The organism is Labrys wisconsinensis (assembly GCF_030814995.1).
In the GTDB taxonomy this organism is placed as follows: Bacteria; Pseudomonadota; Alphaproteobacteria; order Rhizobiales; family Labraceae; genus Labrys; species Labrys wisconsinensis.
This window is the reverse complement of record NZ_JAUSVX010000042.1, coordinates 1-4,974: the sequence shown is the minus strand read 5'-3', so window position 1 is coordinate 4,974 and position 4,974 is coordinate 1. Positions and strand designations below refer to the sequence as shown.

At 66.2% G+C, this 4,974-nt stretch carries 5 protein-coding genes and 1 pseudogene; 5 read left to right on the top strand and 1 reads right to left on the bottom strand.

The features are described from left to right. Window positions 1-175: 175 nt before the first annotated feature. Window positions 176-1,057 (top strand): annotated as a pseudogene (locus QO011_RS42305) (translation factor GTPase family protein); the annotation flags it as partial. A gap of 3 nt (window positions 1,058-1,060) precedes the next feature. Here the strand turns inward: QO011_RS42305 and QO011_RS42300 are convergent. Continuing rightward, a complete protein-coding gene (locus QO011_RS42300; RefSeq protein WP_307286716.1) occupies window positions 1,061-1,342 on the bottom strand; it encodes a hypothetical protein in 282 nt (93 codons plus the stop codon). 517 nt (window positions 1,343-1,859) lie between these two features. Between QO011_RS42300 and rpsL the strand changes: the two genes are divergently transcribed. The 4 genes from rpsL to QO011_RS42280 form a co-directional block, all read left to right on the top strand. Continuing rightward, window positions 1,860-2,231, top strand: coding sequence for a 30S ribosomal protein S12 (gene rpsL / locus QO011_RS42295; protein ID WP_307286714.1), 372 nt, complete (start codon window positions 1,860-1,862; stop codon window positions 2,229-2,231). Between the two features lie 12 nt (window positions 2,232-2,243). After that, entirely contained in the window at window positions 2,244-2,714 is a 471-nt protein-coding gene (gene rpsG / locus QO011_RS42290) for a 30S ribosomal protein S7 (RefSeq protein ID WP_307286712.1), read from the top strand. Window positions 2,715-2,742: 28 nt separating this feature from the next. Continuing rightward, on the top strand, window positions 2,743-4,818 hold the full coding sequence (fusA, locus tag QO011_RS42285; RefSeq protein ID WP_307286710.1) for an elongation factor G: 2,076 nt from the start codon (window positions 2,743-2,745) through the stop codon (window positions 4,816-4,818). 62 nt (window positions 4,819-4,880) lie between these two features. Continuing rightward, a partial coding sequence (locus QO011_RS42280) for a GTP-binding protein (RefSeq protein WP_205620562.1) occupies window positions 4,881-4,974 on the top strand: 94 nt, incomplete at its 3' end.

Here is a 4,974-nt window from a genome sequence, read left to right as displayed (position 1 = left end):
GCATAACCTCAACTCCTCGAACCGCCCGGTGCGGACCCGCATGCCGGGTGGTGTGGGAGGGGTGGAGGCCACAAAGGCTTCCCCCCTATCCCGATGCGCCGGCCATCTGCAATCGATAGAATGACGCCATCACTACGCTCTGGGGTTGTGTCGGGGGGCGCGGATGGCCGACGGGCCGCCTGCCGTGATCGAGATGGCGATCGAGCCGAGGAACGGTGCCGACCGGGAGCGGTTCCTGGCAGCCCTGGCGGAGCTGGCCGCGCAGGATCCGTCCTTCCGCGTCTCGACAGACGAATCCGGCCAGACCATCATCAAGGGCATGGGCGAGCTCCATCTCGACGTGAAGGTCGACATCCTGCGCCGCGCCCATGAGGTCGAGGTCAATGTCGGCGCGCCGCAGGTGGCCTTCCGTGAGACGATCACCCGACGGGTCGAGGTGGACTACACCCACAAGAGGCAGGCGGGCGGCCGCGGCGAGTTCGCCCGCATCAAGCTCGTGGTCGAGCCGATGGCCGCCGGCAGCGGCGTCGTGTTCGATCGGGCGCGCGCCGGCGGCGCGGTGCCGATGGCCTATGCCGCGGGCGTGGAGAAGGGCGTTCGATCCGTGCTGGGCAGCGGCCTGGTGCTCGGCTTCCCCGTGGTCGACGTCAAGGTGCACTTGGCGGACGGCGTCTGGCACGGCACCGATTCGTCCGTCGAGGCCTTCGAGACGGCCGGGCGCACGGCCTGCCGCGAGGCGCTGCGCAAGGGCGGCAGCGTCCTGCTCGAGCCGATCATGAAGGTCGAGGTGGTGACGTCGGAAGGCGATGCCGGTCCGGTGGTGCGCGATCTGGTCTCGCGGCGCGGCCGGATCCTCGGGCGGACCATGCGCGGCGAGGCTCATGTCGTCACCGCCATGGTGCCGCTGATCAACATGTTCGGCTATGTCAACCATCTGCGCTCGTTCACGCGGGGGCGGGCGAGCTACGAGATGGAGTTCGACCATTACGAGCCGGCGCCGCTGCCGCCGGACGGGCATGGCCCGCATGCGCCGGCAGCAGCCATGCGGGCGGTGTGAGCCTCAGAGCATCAGGCAGGCGAAGGCGAGCGCCGCCAGCCAGGAGGCGCAGTCCCAGTCGGTGAAGCTCGGCCGGTCGATCGGCTGTTCCAGCGCGGTGGCGACGGCGCTGTGGACGAGGGCGCAGACGGCGAGCAGCAGGGCCGCCGTCGCCGGCCAGCCCTTCGGCCCGAAATTGGCGAGAAGGGCGATCGTTGCGAGCTCGAGCCGGAAGACGTGCAGCGTCACGCGCGAAGCCGGCGCGAGTCGGGAGGGGAGGGGCGTGGGAAGACGGGGGGCGGTCATGACGATCTCGTGCGATTCGAGCGGCCGGCGTGCCTCGGCCGGACGCCCGGGTGGTTCCGGCTGGAAATCTGCCGATCGCGACATATATTTTCGAGAGGACGCGGGCGCCGCGCATATAAAGGTCCCGTAAAGGCCCCGGCCGTCGGGGAACCTGGGCCGTAATGCCGGGCGCCGGCGCCGGAATACCTGTGCTGCGGCCGGAACATGCGCGTCATGACAGTGTTTGCCCTTGACGGCGCCCGCCATGCTGAGTATGTACGCGCAACTTTCAGGGCAGGCGGTAAGCCCCGATCGTTCATGTCGCCGAGATGTGAACCGAAGGTTTAGACGCTGCCTCCGGACTATCAAAGTCAGATCCGGTCATGACCGCTGCGCGCAAGCGCCGTGGTCCTCTGTAAGTGTCGCGCTTGCATCCCCTGACGGGGAAGCTGGCGCGGTTTCGTTTTGCGTGGATTGACGCACGACAGGACGGCGCGCCCCGCAAGGGGCGCACGAATTCGAAGCTGAAGGGCAAACGATGCCGACGATTAGCCAGTTGATCCGCAAGCCGCGACAGGCTCCCGTCTATCGGGAAAAGGCGCGCCACCTGGAAGCATGCCCGCAGAAGCGGGGCGTGTGCACCCGCGTCTACACCACGACGCCGAAGAAGCCGAACTCGGCTCTGCGCAAGGTCGCCAAGGTGCGCCTCACCAACGGTTTCGAGGTGATCGGCTACATCCCCGGCGAGGGCCATAACCTCCAGGAGCACTCGGTGGTCATGATCCGCGGCGGTCGCGTCAAGGACCTTCCCGGCGTGCGCTACCACATTCTCCGCGGTGTTCTCGACACCCAGGGCGTCAAGAACCGCAAGCAGCGCCGCTCGAAGTACGGCGCCAAGCGTCCGAAGTAAGGGAGAGACTTCATGTCCCGTCGCCATCGCGCCGAGAAGCGAGAGATCATCCCGGACCCCAAGTTCGGCGATATCGTCGTCACCAAGTTCATGAACGCCGTCATGTATGACGGCAAGAAGTCGGCTGCCGAGCGCATCGTCTATGACGCCTTCGACACGATCGAGGCCAAGGCCAAGCAGAGCCCGCTGACCGTGTTCCAGTCGGCCCTCGCCAACGTCGCCCCGGCGATCGAGGTGCGCTCCCGCCGCGTCGGCGGCGCCACCTACCAGGTTCCGGTCGAGGTCCGCACCGAGCGCCGTCAGGCGCTCGCCATCCGCTGGATCCTGACCGCGGCCCGCGCCCGCAACGAAAAGACCATGGAAGAGCGGCTGTCGGCCGAGCTTCTCGATGCTTCCAACAACCGCGGCAACGCGGTGAAGAAACGCGAAGACACCCACCGCATGGCGGAAGCCAACCGCGCCTTCTCGCATTACCGCTGGTAACGCGAACGGATCGGACGAGGACAGAACGATGCCCCGCACCCACGCGATCGAGGACTACCGCAACTTCGGTATCATGGCGCATATCGACGCCGGAAAGACCACGACCACCGAGCGGATCCTCTACTACACCGGCAAGAGCCACAAGATCGGCGAAGTGCACGACGGCGCTGCGACCATGGATTTCATGGAGCAGGAGCAGGAGCGTGGCATCACGATCACGTCGGCCGCCACCACGGCCTACTGGGCCGGCAAGCGCCTGAACATCATCGACACCCCCGGCCACGTCGACTTCACCATCGAGGTCGAGCGTTCGCTGCGCGTGCTCGACGGCGCCGTCTGCGTGCTCGATTCCAACCAGGGCGTCGAGCCGCAGACCGAGACCGTCTGGCGCCAGGGCGACAAGTACCACGTGCCGCGCATCGTCTTCGCCAACAAGATGGATAAGACCGGCGCCGACTTCTACAAGTGCCTCGACGATATCGTGAAGCGCCTCGGCGCCAAGCCGATTCCGATCCAGCTGCCGATCGGTTCTGAATCCAACTTCAAGGGCGTCGTCGATCTCGTCCGCATGAAGGCGGTGGTCTGGTCCGGCGAGGCGCTCGGCGCCGAGTTCGACTCAGACCTGCCGATCCCGGCGGACCTGGAGGAGAAGGCGGCGGAGTATCGCACGGCGCTGGTGGAAGCGGCCGTCGAGCTCGACGACGACGCCATGACCGCCTATCTCGACGGCGTCGAGCCGGACGAGGCGACGCTGAAGCGGCTGATCCGCAAGGCGGTGCTCAAGGGCGCCTTCTATCCCGTGCTCGCCGGCTCGGCCTTCAAGAACAAGGGCGTGCAGACGCTGCTCGACGCGGTGGTCGACTACCTGCCCTCGCCGGTGGACGTGCCTGCGATCAAGGGCATCGATCCCAAGACCGAGCAGGAGACGGAGCGCAAGTCCTCGGACAGCGAGCCGCTGTCGCTGCTCGGCTTCAAGATCATGGACGACCAGTACGGCGTCCTGACCTTCTGCCGCATCTACTCCGGCAAGCTGGAGAAGGGCACCTCGCTGCTCAACTCGACCCGCGAGAAGACCGAGCGCGTCGGCCGCATGGTGCTCATGCACGCCAACAACCGCGAGGAGATCGCCGAGGCCTATGCCGGCGACATCGTCGCGCTGGTCGGCCTCAAGGACACCCGCACCGGCGACACGCTGTGCGACCCGAACAAGCCGGTGATCCTCGAGCGCATGGATTTCCCCGAGCCCGTCATCGAGATGGCCGTGGAGCCCAAGACCAAGGCCGACCAGGAGAAGATGGCGCTGGCCCTGATCAAGCTCGCGGCCGAGGACCCGTCCTTCCGAGTCTCGACCGACCAGGAGTCGGGCCAGACCATCATCAAGGGCATGGGCGAGCTGCATCTCGACATCAAGGTCGACATCCTCAAGCGCACCCACAAGGTCGACGTCAATGTCGGCGCGCCGCAGGTGGCCTTCCGCGAGAAGATCACCAAGCGGGCCGAGATCGACTACACCCACAAGAAGCAGACCGGCGGCACCGGCCAGTTCGCCCGCGTCAAGTTCGTGGTCGAGCCGAACGAGCCCGGCAAGGGCTTCGAGTTCGAGTCGAAGGTCATCGGCGGTTCGGTGCCCAAGGAATATATCCCGGGCGTCGAGAAGGGCCTCAACTCGGTGCTGGGCGCGGGCGTCGTCGCCGGCTTCCCGGTGGTCGACGTCAAGGTGACGCTGATCGACGGCGCCTACCACGAGGTCGACTCGTCGGCGCTGGCCTTCGAAATCGCTTCGCGGGCGGCCCTGCGCGAGGGTCTGCAGAAGGGTGGTTCGGTCCTGCTCGAGCCGATCATGAAGGTCGAGGTCGTGACCCCGGAAGAGTATACCGGCTCGGTCATCGGCGACCTCAACTCGCGGCGCGGCCAGATCCAGGGCCAGGACATGCGCGGCAACGCCAATGTCGTCAATGCCATGGTGCCGCTGATGAACATGTTCGGCTACGTCAACCACCTGCGCTCGTTCAGCCAGGGACGTGCCAGCTACACCATGCAGTTCGACCATTACGAGCAGGCGCCGTCCAACGTCGCCGCCGAGATCCAGGCCAAGTACGCCTGATCTGACCCTGCTGTTCAACGTTTCATCCGCCGTTCCGGCGGCGATTGGTGAAGGAGGCCACGATGGCCAAAGAGAAATTTGAGCGCAACAAGCCGCACTGCAACATCGGGACGATCGGGCACGTCGACCATGGGAAGACGTCTCTGACGGCAGCGA